Genomic DNA, 15,597 nt, shown 5'->3' with positions numbered 1-15,597 from the left:
CAGTTTTATCTGTCTACCACAAAAATACGTGGAAATCAATAATTTGCTTCAACCGTGACTTAGGCGTCACAATAGGGTCGACCGGATGTTAACAGAAATCAGGCAATTGATACTTTTAAATGCGGCCCGCAGGTGGGAAAGTTGTTTTTCAATCGAATAAAATTTTGATGAAGCATTTAAAGTAGGGATTGCCACTTAAACTATTCACAATTCCGCGCCAATATCCGATTCGAATTTGAACGGAAATGCAGAGATTTTGCATTTTTCTTTCATAACCCCTCATCCTTCGGGAGGAAAAAGGCAAAATGGGCTACCGGAACAATCCAAAACGCGACAAACAACTCGAAAAATCCAGAAAACTGGCGGAAGCATCCGGTAAGGCCTTCATTGACCCATCTGCAATTTTTGGTCGTGCCAGCGCTGATGACATCCAGTATTATTCTCCGGAAATGCTGGCTGCTGCGGCGCAGCACGTCGCGAAAGAACTTTCAAACTGGAAAAAAGACGCATCCTATATTGGTATTTCACAAGTAGAAGGCGTCGAACCCCGTGAAACTCCGGTTTCTGTTCTGACGGTCATCGCGCCCAACATGCCGTTTCTCTACGATTCCGTCATGGGGGAAGTCACAAGCAGTTACCGCAGCCTTTATCTCGCTGTGCACCCCATCATGGTTGCCGATGACAGGGCGGTGGGCGGTTATCGTCTGGCCGATCCAGAGGTCGACGCACAGCAAGACAATATCAGCGTCATTCAGCTTCACATCGCACCGGTGACGGAACAGGGTGCCGAAACGCTTCAGGAAAAGCTCCGCTTCGTTTTGTCGCAGGTTCAGTCTGCCTACAGCGACTGGAAGCCGATGCTGGCGAAACTCGATGAAGCCCTGATCGAGCTGAAAGAACGCGGTTCAAGTCGTCGCAAGTCCGAACGCAGTGAGGCGGTCGCTTTTCTGGAGTGGTTGCGCAACGATAATTTCACCTTCCTCGGCATGCGCGATTACAGCTATTCCGGCGCGGGCAAGAACGCCAAGGTCGAGCGCGGCGAGGGGAGTGGTCTCGGCACGCTCACGGACCCGAATGTGCGCGTCCTGCGTCTGGGCAAAGATGCGGTGACGACGACGCCGGAAATTCTGGCATTTCTCGATGGCCCGGATTTTCTGATCGTTACCAAGGCCAATGTGAAATCCATCGTCCACCGCCGCGCCTATATGGATTATATCGGCATCAAACGCTTCGATGCGGATGGAAATGTCATAGGCGAGCTTCGCATCGTCGGCCTGTTCACCGCGACGGCCTATACGCATTCCGTGCGGCAAATCCCGCTTCTGCGGGCGAAGGTTGCCGAGGTCGAACATCATTTCGGCTTCGACCCCAACAGCCACTCCGGACGCATCCTGCACAATACGCTGCAATCCTACCCGCGTGACGACCTTTTCCAGATCGATACGGATCTGCTGATCCGCTTTATCGAGCAGATCATGGAGCTCAGTGACCGACCGCGTGTGCGTGTCCTGCCGCGCATCGACCGGTTTGATCGCTTCGTCTCGGTGATTATTTTCGTGCCGAGGGAGGAGTATAATTCCTATGTGCGGGAGAAGATCGGTGAGTATCTTGCCCGGGTCTATGACGGCCACATCTCTGCCTATTACCCGGCTTTTCCGGAAGGGGCGGTTGCCCGCGTTCACTTCATCGTCGGTCGCACCAACGACAAGACGCCGCGGGTTGCGCAGGACAAGCTCGAAGATGCCGTTGGCGATATCGCTGCGCGCTGGATCGATCATTTCGTGGCGCTTTCTCCGTCCGGCACGCCTGTCCTTGATGTCGATCAGGCTTATCAGGAAGCGTTTACGCCTGAAGAGGCCATTGGCGATATGGCTGACATCGCGGCGACCGCCAGCGGTGAACCGGTTCGCATCGAGTTCTATCGCCGTGATGACCAAGCCCGTGATGTGCTGTCGCTAAAGATTTTCCACCGGGATGGTCATTTGCCGTTGTCTCGCCGCGTGCCGTTGCTGGAAAATCTCGGTTTCAGTGTTATCAGCGAACGGACGTTCGATGTGGGCGTCCTGTCGGGCGAAGAGACCACCACGATCGTCCTGCATGATATGGAGCTGAAGGTGCAACAGGGCGAGACGCTTGATCTTGCGACTTACGGCCCTCGGCTCGAAGAGGCTTTTCTTGCGGTCTTCGATGGCAGCGTCGACAACGATAACTTCAACCGGCTGATCCTCTCGGCTGGCCTTAGCGTTCGTGAAATTTCCGTTTTACGGGCCTATGCGCGTTATCTGCGCCAGACCGGCATCGTCTATTCGCAGGAGCATATTTCCGAAACCCTGTTCAAATATCCAGCGATTGCTGCCAGTATCTTCCAGCTGTTCGCCCACGGCTTCGATCCAAAGATCGGAGAGAAACCGCGCCTTCGCAAACTGTCCGATCTTCACAAATCCATCGAAGCAGCGCTGTCCGGCGTTCCCAATCTGGATGAGGACCGCACGCTGCGTCGTTATGTGAACGCGGTGGATTCCACATTGCGCACCAATTATTTCCAGCGCAACGACGACGGATTGCCGAAAGCGATGCTGGCTTTCAAGTTCGATCCGAAGCTTCTGGATGGCCTGCCCGATCCGCGTCCGTTCCGCGAAATCTTCGTCTACGGCACGGAAGTCGAAGGCGTTCACCTGCGTTTCGGCAAGGTGGCGCGTGGCGGACTTCGGTGGTCTGATCGTGGACAGGATTATCGTACGGAAGTTCTAGGGTTGGTCAAAGCCCAGCAGGTGAAGAACGCGGTGATCGTGCCTGTAGGTGCCAAGGGGGGCTTCTTCCCGAAAACCCTGCCAGTCGGGGGAAATCGTGACGAAATCTTCAATGCAGGCAAGGAGGCTTACAAAACCTATATCCGCACATTGCTGTCGATCACCGACAACATCGTCGGCGATGATATCGTCGCACCCTCGGATACGTTGAGGCTGGACGGCGACGATCCGTATTTCGTCGTCGCTGCCGACAAGGGAACAGCCACCTTCTCCGACACGGCAAACGGGCTGGCGCGTGAGGCGGGCTTCTGGCTCGATGATGCCTTTGCGTCTGGTGGTTCTGCCGGTTACGACCATAAGAAGATGGGTATTACCGCACGCGGTGCGTGGGAAACGGTCAAACGGCATTTCCGCGAGATGGACACCGACATTCAAACGACGCCGTTCAAGGTCGTCGGCGTGGGTGATTTGTCCGGCGACGTGTTTGGTAATGGTATGTTGCTCTCCGAAAAGATCGAGCTGATAGCGGCCTTCGACCACCGCGATATCTTCATCGATCCGACCCCGGATACGGCTATCTCCTTTGCCGAGCGCCAGCGCCTGTTCGACCTGCCGCGCTCCAGCTGGCAGGATTATTATCGGGCGACGTTGTCCAAGGGTGCGATGATCATCTCCCGTTCGGAGAAATCCGTGGCGCTGACACCGGAAGCTGTCGCGGCCATCGGTATCGACAAGTCCGTAGCCACGCCGTTCGAAATCATGACGGCGATTTTGAAGGCTCAGGCCGATCTTCTGTGGTTCGGCGGCATCGGCACCTATGTCAAGGCGGCGGTGGAAACCAATGCCGAAGTGGGCGACCGCGCCAACGATCCGATCCGCATCAACGCGACCGAAGTTCGTGCCAAGGTGATCGGCGAGGGTGCCAATCTTGGCATCACGCAGAAGGCGCGTATCGCCTATGCGCTGTCGGGCGGGCGATGCAACTCGGACGCCATCGACAACTCGGCTGGCGTCAACTCTTCTGACGTCGAGGTCAATATCAAGATTGCACTGGCATCGCCCGTCAATGACGGACGTCTGACATTGCCCAAGCGCAACCAGCTGTTGTCGTCCATGACGACTGAAGTGGCGCAACTTGTCCTGCGCAACAACTACCTGCAATCCTTGGCAATATCGCTAACCGAGCGTCGCGGCACAGAAAACCGCGAGGAGCTGGGTCGTCTTATGGGCGCACTGGAGGCGGCGGGGCAGTTGAACCGCAAGGTGGAAACGCTGCCCAATGATGCGGAATTCAGCGAGCGTTATGCTGCGGGCAAGCCGCTGACGCGCCCCGAAATCGGCGTTCTCCTGTCCTATGCTAAGCTCACTCTGTTCGATACGTTGGTGGCGAGCACGCTACCGGATGAGCCTTATCTCCAGCATCTTCTGACGGATTATTTCCCGAGCAAGATGCAGAAGACCTATGCGGCTGATATCACCAGCCACCGTCTGCACCGTGAAATCGTTGCGACTTCACTTGCCAACCAGGTCGTCAACCGAGGTGGGCCGGGCTTCGTGCAGAAGCTGGCGGATGCCAGCAGTCTGCTGGCACCTGTGGTCGTCAAGGGTGCAATGATCGTTGAAGATGGTTTTGGCCTGAAACGCCTGTGGAGCGAAATCGACAAGCTGGATGGGCGGATTTCCGGCAATGTCCAAAACGGTCTTTATGCCACGATCAACCGCATCTTTACGGATGCGACCCGGCTTTATCTCCAGACGACTGGTACGGCCACGGCATCGATGGCGGACGAAATTGATCGGCTGAGAACGGCCATCAAGACGTTGTCGCCGGGTGCCGCCCGTTATCAGGACGAGATCGGCTTTACCGAAATAGAAGGTGTCGAACCCGCGTTGATACGTGAGTTGGAAACGCTGTCACTTCTGGTCTACGTGCCGGAAATCATGCTCATTGCGGAGCAGGCGAAAACGACGCTTGCCCGTGCTGCTGAAAGCTATGCGGCCGTATCCGTCACCTTCCGTGTGGCGAAACTGCTCGACGCCGGCCGGCGCGTGACGCCTGCCGACCACTATGAAAGCCTCGCCTTGCTGCGCAGTCAGGATCAGATATCGTCGTCTCGACGCCGGATCGTCATTTCGGCTCTGACCGAGCATGCCAAGGAAAAGAACCCGGTTCAGGCCTGGTATGCGGCAGATCGTGTGCGGGTCAACCGCATCGTCTCTGAACTGGGGGGGCTCAGCGATAGTGGCGAGACCAACCTTGCGCGCCTGACTGTTGCTGCCGGATTGCTTTCCGATATAGTCCAGGCTCGTAACGTCTGATACAGACTGATAGACTGCCCGGCCATGACGGCCGGGCAGTTTTCACGCGCCTTGCTGCACCGGCTGAAAGGGTCACCCATGGCCTCATCCTTCCCGACCACCGGTGAAACGATACCAAAGCGCGGCATCTGGGGCTGGATGCTGTTCGACTGGGCGGCTCAACCCTTTTTCACAGTCGTTACCACCTTCATTTTCGGCCCTTATTTCGTTGCCCGGCTGACTGCGGACCCGATTTCCGCTCAGACGACGTGGAGCAACATGGCGACGATCTCATCGGTGATCATTGCCATTTTCTCTCCAATTCTCGGCTCGATTGCCGATCAGTCCGGATCAAGAAAGCCATGGATCGCTTTTTTCGCGACGCTGAAGATCGCAAGTCTCTCGATGTTGTGGTTCGCAGCACCCGGTTCGGCCCTTCTTTGGCCGGTCACCTTCATGATCCTGGCCTCCATTGCCGCTGAATTTTCCATCGTCTTCAATGATTCCATGATGCCGCGCCTGACCACGCCTGACAATGTCGGTCGCATTTCCAATACGGCCTGGGGCCTCGGATACCTGGGTGGCATGGTGGTTCTGATATTCGTGGTGTTGTTTCTGGCGGCCGCGCCGGGCAGCGGCGTCACTATCCTCGGAATACCGCCACTGTTCGGGCTTGATCCGGCGGCGGGAGAGGATGCACGCATAACCGGTCCGATTTCGGCGCTTTGGTATTTCGTTTTTATCCTGCCGATGTTCTTTTTTACCCCAGACGTCAAAAAAGGCCTGCCGTTCGGGAAGGCGGTTCACTCCGGCCTGTCGGAACTGAAAGTTACGCTGAGAGAACTGAGAGGTCGCCCGGTCATCACGCGATTTCTGATCGCCCGCATGCTCTATCAGGATGGGGTCAACGGCGTGTTGATCCTCGGTGGTACCTTCGCTGCTGGCATGTTCGGTTGGGGAACGATGGAAATCGGCATTTATGGCATCATCTTGAATATCGTCGCAATCGGTGGCTGTATCGCGGCTGGTTATGTGGATCAACGTCTGGGATCGCGGACGACGGTGCTGATCAGCCTCACCCTACTGCTATTGGCGACAATCGGCATTGTTTCCACGCAGACCGATTCCACCTTGTTTGGCCTCATTCAGCTGCAAGCCTCCGTGCGGGACGGGCTGTTTTCTACATCCGCAGAAAAGGCCTACCTGTTTTACGGTATACTGGTTGGGCTCGCCTTCGGCCCGGTACAGGCCTCGTCGCGCTCCTACCTCTCCCGCAACATTACTGTTGCGGAAGCAGGGAGATATTTCGGTATCTACGCCTTGTCGGGTCGCGCAACCAGCTTCATGGCCACGCTATCCTTTTCCATCGCGACTTATGCAACCGGTTCCGCCCATGTGGGCATGGCCATGCTAACGATCTTTCTAGGCGCTGGCTTTCTGCTGTTGCTGCGTGTGCCCGAAGGGGTGCGTCCAGCTCAGAGCTGATCGAGCTTTGTTTGGAGCGTGCGCAACTGCGCTTTGAGATCATCAAGTTCGGACGCGTCGGGCTTCTTCTGCTCCTTCGGTACGGGGGGTACCGGAAATGGCGTGAAGACCTGCATGGCCTGGCGAAAAAGCTCCGTATTCCGCTTGATCTGCTCTTCCATAAACCCGAATGGCGATGAAAAGTTCTTGGTGCCGGATGCGTCACCAAAAGCTTTGCCCATATGCTCCTGCATTTGGCTGTGCTGCTCGGAGAAGGTCTTCATGGAGTGTTCGAGAAAGGTCGGCACGACCATCTGCATCTGGTCGCCATAGTAGGAAATCAGCTGTCTCAGGAACGCCGTTGGCAGCAACGTGTTGCCGGTCTTGCCTTCCTGTTCCATAATGATCTGGGTGAGAACCGCATGGGTGATGTCTTCGGATGTCTTGGCGTCCTGAACCTTGAACTCTTCCCCCCGCTTGACCATTTTCGCCAAGTCTTCCAGCGTCACATATGTACTGGTGCCGGTATTATAGAGCCGCCGGTTGGCATATTTTTTTATGACGGTCTCGCCACTGTGTTTGGCCATGCTCGCCTCCTCGCGATGATGGTATTTTCTTTTTATCAGGTGTTTTTGCTCTTCCCGTCTTTAAGTTTATGCTCAACTTCATCGGCATGACAAATGTTTTGTGCATTGCAACAGTCTTTTTTTGCGCAGCAATTTATCCGGAAACATCTTGGCGGTGCTGTGAGGGGAGATTGTTTGACTTGAGCTTGAAGCTTTGACAATCTCCCGGCCGAGAAATGGGAGATAACTGAATGACTTCGCCTTCAATCGTCATTGTTAGTGCGGCGCGCACGGCAGTCGGCTCTTTCAACGGCAGCTTTGCCAACACGCCTGCACATGAACTGGGTGCGAGCGTGGTTGAAGCCGTTCTGAAGCGTGCAGGTGTTGCTGCGGGTGAGGTTGATGAGGTTATTCTCGGTCAGGTGCTGACTGCAGGCGAAGGCCAAAACCCGGCACGGCAGGCCGCGATGAAAGCGGGCATTCCACAGGAGGCCACCGCCTTCGGTATCAACCAGTTGTGCGGATCTGGCCTGCGAGCCGTAGCGTTGGGCATGCAGCAGATCGCAACGGGTGATGCATCGATCATCGTTGCTGGCGGGCAGGAATCCATGTCCATGGCACCGCACTGCGCGCATCTGCGCGGCGGCGTCAAGATGGGTGATTTCAAGATGGTCGATACAATGTTGAGTGATGGCCTGACCGATGCCTTCTACGGGTATCACATGGGCATCACGGCTGAAAACATCGCCCGGCGATGGCAACTTTCCCGCGACGAGCAGGACCAGTTTGCTGTGACCTCCCAAAACCGCGCCGAGGCAGCCCAGGCCGCAGGCCGTTTTGCCGATGAGATTGTTCCCTTCATCATCAAGGGTCGCAAAAGCGATGTTACGGTCGATGCGGATGAATATATCCGCGCTGGCGCTTCGCTCGACACCATGTCCAAACTTCGACCGGCTTTTGATAAGGACGGTTCGGTGACCGCAGGCAACGCCTCCGGTCTCAACGATGGTGCCGCTGCCGTGCTATTGATGACCGAAACGGAGGCTGCAAAGCGCGGTCTTCAACCTTTGGCGCGGATTGCGTCTTGGGCCACGGCAGGTGTCGATCCGCAGATCATGGGAACCGGTCCTATTCCCGCATCGCGTAAGGCATTGGCAAAAGCGGGGTGGTCGATTGCCGACCTCGACCTCGTTGAAGCGAATGAGGCTTTTGCGGCGCAATCCTGTGCCGTGGTGCGCGATCTTGGGCTTGATCCTGACATCGTCAACGTCAATGGCGGCGCGATTGCCATCGGCCATCCCATCGGTGCATCGGGTGCGCGTGTTCTCAACACGCTGCTGTTCGAAATGAAGCGCCGCAGCGCCAAGAAGGGGCTGGTGACATTGTGCATTGGTGGTGGCATGGGCGTGGCCATGTGTATTGAAGGCCTGTAACGGCCCGCCATCATTGAAATGCCACTTTGAGACATCTAAAGGCTGACACAGATAAACAAAGGAGGCCTTGAGATGAGCCGGGTTGCGTTGATAACGGGCGGGACGAGCGGTATTGGCGCGGCCATTGCCAGGGCTTTTCATGCTGAAGGCTATAGGGTCGCGGTTAATTACGCTTTCACGGAAGACCGTGCCGAGCAGTTTCGCCGCGAAACTGGCATTCCTGCCTATTGCTGGGATATCCGCGATTACGATGCCTGCGTCGCTGGCATTGCCAAGGTCGAGGGCGACCTCGGCCCGATCGAAATTCTGGTCAACAATGCTGGCATCACCCGCGATGCGATGTTTCATAAAATGTCGCCGCAGCAGTGGCGCGAGGTGATCGATACCAATCTCACCGGCGTCTTCAATATGACGCACCCCATATGGCCGGGTATGCGTGAACGCGGCTTTGGACGCATCGTCAATATTTCCTCCATCAATGGCCAGAAGGGCCAGGCAGGGCAGGTCAATTACTCCGCCGCCAAGGCGGGTGACATCGGGTTCACCAAGGCGCTGGCCCAGGAAGGTGCCTCCCGAAACATCACCGTCAATGCCATCTGCCCTGGTTACATTGGGACGGAGATGGTGCGTGCTGTGCCGGAGAATGTGTTGAATGAACGTATTCTCCCGCAAATTCCTGTTGGACGATTGGGCGAGCCGGAAGAGATCGCGCGCTGTGCGCTGTTTCTCGCTGCCGATAATGCCGGCTTCATCACTGGCTCGACATTGACCGCCAATGGCGGACAGTATTTTGCCTAGGGACTAAAGTCAGTAAACTTTCCGTGATCGTCAGTGGGGATTTTGCAACGCTGACGAAAACTTGAATTCGCCATTTCGTTCGCAAGGAGATGCTAACTAAATGAAAAGACGAGGATTTTTGTTAAGTTTAGAACGACTCTAAATAACGCGGCGGTTTTGCTGAATATCTTTTTCTTGACACTCACTATCCTGTTTTGGTTTAAGAATGAAAACAACGTGTTGCGTCACACAGGCAAAGTACCATGCTCGTTTGCAGCTGCAATTATATCACCGATAAAGACATTCGCGACGTCATCAACGAGATGCTTGATGATGACTGTTGGCAGCTCATCGTTCCTGCCAAGGTGTATCACGCGATGGAAAAACGCGGGCGCTGCTGCGGCTGCTTTCCGTCGGTTGTCGAACTGATTATCAAGACGACAGAAGAATATCATGCCCGTCGGCACTCGACGGAGGCCGATGTTTTTGATTTTATGTCCCGCCTGAGACAATTGCATGAAGACAACAGGAGAGCGGACATTGAAAGGCGACACAAGAGTCATCGAGCAGCTTAACGAGGCATTGTTCCTCGAACTCGGTGCGGTCAACCAGTACTGGCTGCATTACCGACTGCTGAACGACTGGGGCTACACGAAGCTCGCCAAAAAAGAGCGTGCCGAATCCATCGAAGAGATGCAGCACGCCGACAAGATCATCGACCGTATCATCTTCCTCGAAGGCCATCCTAACCTCCAGACCGTTGCGCCCCTGCGCATTGGCCAGAACGTCAAGGAAGTGCTGGAAGCGGATCTCGCGGGCGAATATGACGCACGCACGGCTTACAAGAAGTCGCGCGACATCTGTCACGACGCTGGCGACTATGTTTCCATGAAGCTTTTCGAAACGCTGCTGATCGACGAAGAAGGTCACATCGACTTCCTCGAGACCCAGCTCGATCTTCTCAACAAGATCGGCGAAGCGAAATACGGCCAGCTTAACGCCGACTCTGCGGATGCTGCCGAGTCCGAGTGACGCGATCATTGTGGAATTGAAAAAGGCGGCATTCGTGCCGCCTTTTTTGTTGAGTTTATTTGGCGACCAAATGCCGGAACTCTGCAACGACCTGCTCGTAGACGCCGCGCTTGAAGGGTACGATCAGTTCCGGCAGACTTTCCATCGGCTTCCAGGCCCATTCATCGAATTCGGCCTCGTGGCCTGTCGGCGGTGGGTTGATCTTGATTTCGCTTTCGTCGCCCTCGAAGCGAAAAGCGAACCAGCGCTGTGCCTGACCACGATATTTGCCTCTGAGGCCGATGCCGAGCAGTTGCGGCGGGAGATCGTAATGAATCCAGTCTTTCGCTTCGGCCAGAAGCGAAACTGTCTTCATGCCCGTTTCCTCGTAGAGTTCACGAATGGCAGCCAGCAACGGCTTCTCGCCATCGTCAATGCCGCCTTGCGGCATCTGCCAGAGCTGGGGAGAGCCATCAAATTCCGAGTTACCCTGGGAAATGCGGCGTCCGGCCCAGACAAGCCCTTCGGCATTGAGAACCATGATGCCCGCGCAGGGGCGGTAGGGAAGGTCGTCCGCTTTGATCGTCATCTTGAACCTACTCGTGAGGGTTTCGCAGAGAGAGTGCGAGAGATTTACTGTTCAGCCTTATCGGAAACAAGCGCGGAAACACCGACGATTTCGATGCCGCGACCGGCAGCTTCCACCGACCATTTGGAAATCGCAGCGATGCTCTCGTCAAATGCCGAAGCCACGCCGATCGCCGAGCCATTGCGACGGGCTATTCGCTCAAGATCATCCAGCTTGCGCAATATCGATGCCTCATTGACCTGATCGTCCAATTGCAGATCGGCGAAGCCTGTCGGAGCCGACAGTGCCTTGGCTATGGAGGCCGTCTTGGATTGGGCAGAAGAGCCATCGTCCAGAAACAGCAGACCGCGCTTGCCGATGTCACGCATGACCGGCTCCAGCGTCTTTTCATCCGCCATCAGCCGACCACCGAGATAATTCATGACGCCGGTATAATTGGTGATCTTCGCCATGGACCGGTGCAGGCGCTCGAGATTGATCTTGGCCGGATCTGCGACAAGCAAGGTATCCGCGCCCGGATTGGTGCCGGGATAGCCGAAGGGTTCGAACGGGACCTGAAGCAGGATCTCGTGGCCTTCGCGACGGCTTTCCTGCATCCAGCGCTGCAGGCTGTTGCCGCTGGCAGCGAAACCGAGTGTTACGTCTGGCGGCAGGTCGCGAATGGCTTTTTGCGTGCCGGTCTGGCTTAGGCCCAAGCCGCCGACGACAATGGCGATGCGTGTGCCGCGCGCACCAGACCACGGCCGGGCATATTGCTCCATGGGGCGAAGGCCGTCGGTGCCGACCTTTGGCAGCCGACCAAATGCGGTATCTTCCAGCAAATCCTCGTTGGGTTGGGCTGCAATCCGCAAATCCTGCCCATAGGTCTGGCCCGTCATCAGGACAGGGCCATCGTTTTCGCGTGTGCGAGGCGAGAAGACGGAGACGACATTGCCATCCGGCATCGTATTTTTCTGGATGTTTGCACCGGAGCGACCGCTTTGTGGTGCCAGGCCATCTTTAGGCGGCGCTGATGCCAGGCTGGCATCATTGTTCGAGGGGTCTGCGTCCGGTAGCACGACATCTGGGGCCGTAGAGTTGCCTTCAAGATTGCCGGGAGACATCGCGGTATAGACAGAAAAACCGCCAATACTCGCCACGGCAAGGACCATAACGCCAAGCGCAGAAAAGCGCCGGAACGTTCCGGCGCTTTTTTTTCTTTGTCGACCCATGAGCGGTTTGCGCAGGTCTGAAGACAATGATCTATCCGTGATTTAGTGATCGCAGGGAAAAACAGGCGTGGAGTTTAATCCACGCCGTTAAGTATTACTGCTTGTTGACCACAGCCTTATCAGGATTTGGCGGGAAGGATGGGTCCGTCTTAGTACCATGGAGAAGATCCATTGCGTAGTTGAGCTGGATGTCGTCCTTTGTTTCCGGCGGAACATAAGCTGCCGAACCTGAGCCTTCATCGGTCTCGCTCTGGCCCTGAATATGGCCACGCAGGCTGGATTCGCCTTCCGCACGGACACGCCCCTGGAGCTCTTCCGGCAATGGCTGATCGACCTTGATGTCAGGCGTGATGCCTGTGCCCTGGATCGACTTGCCCGATGGCGTGTAATAGAGCGCCGTCGTCAGACGAAGCGCGCCGGTATCGCCAAGAGGAATGATCGTCTGTACGGAACCCTTACCGAAGGAACGCGTGCCGACAACGGTCGCGCGACGCAGGTCTTGCAACGCACCGGCTACGATTTCCGATGCGGATGCGGAACCGCCGTTGACCAGAACGATCACGGGTTTTCCATCGGTCAGATCGCCTGCAGTCGCGTTGAAGCGACGGGTCTCTTCCGGGTTACGACCACGGGTCGACACCACTTCGCCGCGTTCCAGGAAGGCGTCGGAAACATTGATCGCCTGATCCAGCAAACCGCCTGGGTTGAGACGCAGATCGAGGACGTAACCCTTCAGCTTGTCGGCGGGCACATCTTCCTTGATTTTCTTGATTGCCTTTTCGAGATCATCATAGGTCTTCTCGGTGAAGGAAATCACACGCAGGTAACCGATATCACCACCTTCAACACGCGACTTGACCGCACGGACGGCGATGATGTCACGCATGACGGTAAAGTCGAGCGGCTTGTCTGCGCCCTGACGGATAACCGTTAACTTGATGGGAGTCTTGACGGCACCGCGCATCTTTTCGACGGCTTCTTCAAGCTTCAGCCCACGTACAGGGGCACCATCGATTTCGGAGATATAGTCGCCGGCCAGAATGCCCGCCTTGGCAGCGGGCGTATCATCCATAGGCGAGATGACTTTGACCAGTTCGTTTTCCATCGTCACTTCGATGCCGAGACCGCCGAATTCACCCTTTGTCTGGGTGCGCATGTCTGTGGCGTCCTGCGCATTCAGGAAGCTGGAATGGGGATCGAGCGAGCTCAGCATGCCATTGATGGCGTTTTCAACGAGCTTCTTGTCATCGGGTGGCGTCACATATTGGGCGCGTACACGCTCAAACACGTCACCAAAAATCGACAGCTCCTTATAGGTCGAAGGGCCGGCAGCCTGTGCCGGCATGCTTGCCGAGTAGATAACGCTCATCGCTGTGGCACCCATAAGTCCACCGATAATGAGAAGTGAAGCCTTACGAATCATTGCGCGCCCTTCCGGTATTTTTTACGGTCCACCAAGGTTGAGAATCAACCGGTACGCCGTCTTTCCTGAATTCAATGTAAAGCGTCGGCTTGTCAGTTTCCAGCGCCAATGCTGCTGCACTTGCCACTCTTTTCGTACCCATGGAGGCAATCGGTTCGCCGGAGAACACAAACATGCCCTGTCTCGTCCTCACATTGTCCATGCCCGTCAGCACAAGGTGATAACCGTCACCCGTATTGAGAATAATCATTCGGCCGTAACTGCGAAATTCCCCGGCGAAAACCACGAAACCATCGGCAGGTGCCGTTACCAGCGCTTCCGGGCCAGTCGCAACAACCGTTCCCTTGGAAAAATGCCCCGTACCGTCGGCATCGCCGAACCGTCGCAGCACATCTCCGGAAACCGGCAACGCCAATTTACCCTTCAGACTCGAAAACGGATATGCGGGCGCAATGCGGTTTTTATCGGGCATTCCGGCCTCGGTCTGGGCCTGCAATTTGTCCCGTTCCGCTGGTGGTAAAGAGGCTATCCGCTCCTGCTCCAAGCGCTCTTTTTCTTTCGCTTCACGGACCGAAGAAATCTCGTTTTCCAAAGATGAAACCAGTCCTTCCAGACTGGTTGCTTTTCCTGCAAGCTCTTCAGAACGCTTGCGTTCTGCCTCAAGTTCGCTGGCCGTCTGGCTGTTGCGTTTCTCGTTTTCCAAACGCAGCAGATCGAGCCGCTTTTCCTCTTCCAGGCTCGCCGTCATGGTGTCGGTCAGTTGCTCTTTTTCAAGCGCAATCGCTTGGCGCAGATCAGTCAACTCTTTGAGAGCAGAAATCAGCTTGTCCGTCTCGCTACGGATGCCCGGAACCACGGCTCCCAATAGAATGGCGCTGCGCACCGATGCCAAGGCATCTTCGGGTGAAACGAGAAGGGCGGGAGGGGGATTACGGCCCATGCGCTGAAGAGCGGCCAGCACCTCGGCCAGCACACCGCGTCTTTCCCTCAAGGATGTTTTGACGGCGTCTTCGCGGACGCTGAGCTTGGCGAGCCTGTCCTCGCCGTCGCTGATCTTACCCTCAAGGTCCTTGCGACGCCCTGCCGAGGCAATCAATTCATCCTTGATGCGGCTCGTATCTTGGTTGAGAGAAGCGATGCTGTCTTGAAGCTGGCGCGCCTTGTCTTCGGAAAGGCCGATACTGTCGACAAGTGCCTGCAAATCCTCGCGGTTCTGGTCCCGGCGTTTTTCCAGCGCACCCAGTTCATCAGGCGGTGTGGTATCGTGTGAAAGTGTGGGCGGCGCGTCTTCCAGCGCCATGGCCTTACCAGATGGATAGGACGCGACCATGCAGACAGCAAGGATCACGCCCGAAAGAGCCATCCACCTGTTTTTGCCGCACATATTTGCCATTGGAAATGTTAACCGCCGAAAAGTTTGGCGACCATACGCTGCTTCGCCGCTTCGCGCCAATAGGCACCTGCCGCTTGTCGATATGATGGCGGCTTTATACGAAACTTCAGACGCGGTGATAGGGGTGGCCAGAGAGAATCGTCACAGTGCGGTAGAGCTGTTCAGCGATCAGGATGCGCACCAACTGATGCGGCCACGTGAGTTTACCAAGACATAGAGTGGCCGTCGCCTTGTCATAAAGCTGGGGGTCGAGACCATCGGCTCCGCCAATGGCAATCACAAGGTCACGCTTGCCGCCATCGCGAAGGTTTCCAAAAAGCTCTGCGAAGCCAGGGCTATCGAGCGCTCTGCCACGCTCGTCGAGTAGAATGAGAGCAGCACCGTCTGCCAAATTCTTCTCCAGCATGGCTGCTTCTTCACGCTTGCGTGTCTCAGCGTTCGAAGCGCGGCTTTCCGCGACCTCGATGATGCGGGAGAATTCCAGCCCGATTGCCGGGCCGGTTTTGGCAAAACGGTCGAGATAACGAGACGCAAGATCCTTTTCAGGGCCGGATTTGAGCCGTCCCACCGCAAAAATCGAAATCCGCATTCACACATCCATCCATATCGCAAATGTTGCCAGTTGCGCTCTTAGCAGGACAGGCTGCGGATTCCTATGCGGGCAAAGCGTCTGCGTCACCCG

Annotated in this window: 12 protein-coding genes; 6 read left to right on the top strand and 6 right to left on the bottom strand. The window is 56.0% G+C overall.

All coding sequences use genetic code 11. The features are described from left to right. Positions 1-305: 305 nt before the first annotated feature. Both DSM25558_RS06605 and DSM25558_RS06600 read left to right on the top strand, forming a co-directional pair. Complete coding sequence (locus DSM25558_RS06605) at positions 306-5,069, top strand: NAD-glutamate dehydrogenase (protein WP_077103047.1); 4,764 nt, start codon at positions 306-308, stop codon at positions 5,067-5,069. A gap of 78 nt (positions 5,070-5,147) precedes the next feature. Further along, positions 5,148-6,533, top strand: coding sequence for an MFS transporter (locus tag DSM25558_RS06600; RefSeq protein WP_077103045.1), 1,386 nt, complete (start codon positions 5,148-5,150; stop codon positions 6,531-6,533). On the opposite strand, the gene phaR is transcribed toward DSM25558_RS06600, so the two are convergent. Continuing rightward, entirely contained in the window at positions 6,524-7,099 is a 576-nt protein-coding gene (phaR, locus tag DSM25558_RS06595; RefSeq protein ID WP_077103043.1) for a polyhydroxyalkanoate synthesis repressor PhaR, read from the bottom strand. The genes DSM25558_RS06600 and phaR overlap by 10 nt on opposite strands. Before the next feature lie 230 nt (positions 7,100-7,329). On the opposite strand from phaR, the gene DSM25558_RS06590 reads away from it, so the two are divergent. The 4 genes from DSM25558_RS06590 (at position 7,330) to bfr (ending at position 10,320) form a co-directional block, all read left to right on the top strand. Further along, a complete protein-coding gene (locus DSM25558_RS06590; RefSeq protein ID WP_077103041.1) occupies positions 7,330-8,511 on the top strand; it encodes an acetyl-CoA C-acetyltransferase in 1,182 nt (393 codons plus the stop codon). Positions 8,512-8,583: 72 nt separating this feature from the next. Beyond that, a complete protein-coding gene (gene phbB / locus DSM25558_RS06585) occupies positions 8,584-9,309 on the top strand; it encodes an acetoacetyl-CoA reductase (RefSeq protein ID WP_077103039.1) in 726 nt (241 codons plus the stop codon). A 242-nt stretch (positions 9,310-9,551) separates the two neighbouring features. After that, positions 9,552-9,863 carry a (2Fe-2S)-binding protein gene (locus DSM25558_RS06580; RefSeq protein WP_077103037.1) on the top strand — a complete coding sequence of 104 codons (312 nt, stop codon included), beginning with the start codon at positions 9,552-9,554 and terminating at the stop codon, positions 9,861-9,863. Beyond that, complete coding sequence (gene bfr / locus DSM25558_RS06575; RefSeq protein ID WP_062452949.1) at positions 9,829-10,320, top strand: bacterioferritin; 492 nt, start codon at positions 9,829-9,831, stop codon at positions 10,318-10,320. Before DSM25558_RS06580 ends, bfr begins: the two co-directional genes overlap by 35 nt. 55 nt (positions 10,321-10,375) lie before the next feature. Here bfr and DSM25558_RS06570 read toward each other — a convergent pair whose 3' ends face one another. The 5 genes from DSM25558_RS06570 to rlmH all read right to left on the bottom strand — a co-directional run bounded on the left by DSM25558_RS06570 (position 10,376) and on the right by rlmH (position 15,504). Next, positions 10,376-10,888 carry an RNA pyrophosphohydrolase gene (locus tag DSM25558_RS06570; RefSeq protein WP_077103035.1) on the bottom strand — a complete coding sequence of 171 codons (513 nt, stop codon included), beginning with the start codon at positions 10,886-10,888 and terminating at the stop codon, positions 10,376-10,378. A 44-nt stretch (positions 10,889-10,932) separates the two neighbouring features. Continuing rightward, positions 10,933-12,126 carry a divergent polysaccharide deacetylase family protein gene (locus DSM25558_RS06565; RefSeq protein ID WP_077103033.1) on the bottom strand — a complete coding sequence of 398 codons (1,194 nt, stop codon included), beginning with the start codon at positions 12,124-12,126 and terminating at the stop codon, positions 10,933-10,935. A gap of 67 nt (positions 12,127-12,193) precedes the next feature. After that, complete coding sequence (locus DSM25558_RS06560) at positions 12,194-13,522, bottom strand: S41 family peptidase (RefSeq protein WP_077103031.1); 1,329 nt, start codon at positions 13,520-13,522, stop codon at positions 12,194-12,196. Beyond that, positions 13,512-14,885 (bottom strand): murein hydrolase activator EnvC family protein, encoded by a 1,374-nt coding sequence (locus DSM25558_RS06555; protein WP_244554128.1) that lies wholly within the window; start codon positions 14,883-14,885, stop codon positions 13,512-13,514. The genes DSM25558_RS06560 and DSM25558_RS06555 overlap by 11 nt, the downstream gene beginning before the upstream one ends. A 136-nt stretch (positions 14,886-15,021) precedes the next feature. Beyond that, positions 15,022-15,504 carry a 23S rRNA (pseudouridine(1915)-N(3))-methyltransferase RlmH gene (rlmH, locus tag DSM25558_RS06550; RefSeq protein WP_077103028.1) on the bottom strand — a complete coding sequence of 161 codons (483 nt, stop codon included), beginning with the start codon at positions 15,502-15,504 and terminating at the stop codon, positions 15,022-15,024. Between the last annotated feature and the right edge of the window lie 93 nt (positions 15,505-15,597).

It is taken from the genome of Agrobacterium sp. DSM 25558 (genome assembly GCF_900100825.1).
GTDB lineage: Bacteria > Pseudomonadota > Alphaproteobacteria > Rhizobiales > Rhizobiaceae > Agrobacterium.
The sequence above is the reverse complement of the archived record's forward strand: the minus strand, read 5'-3'. Positions and strand labels throughout refer to the sequence as shown.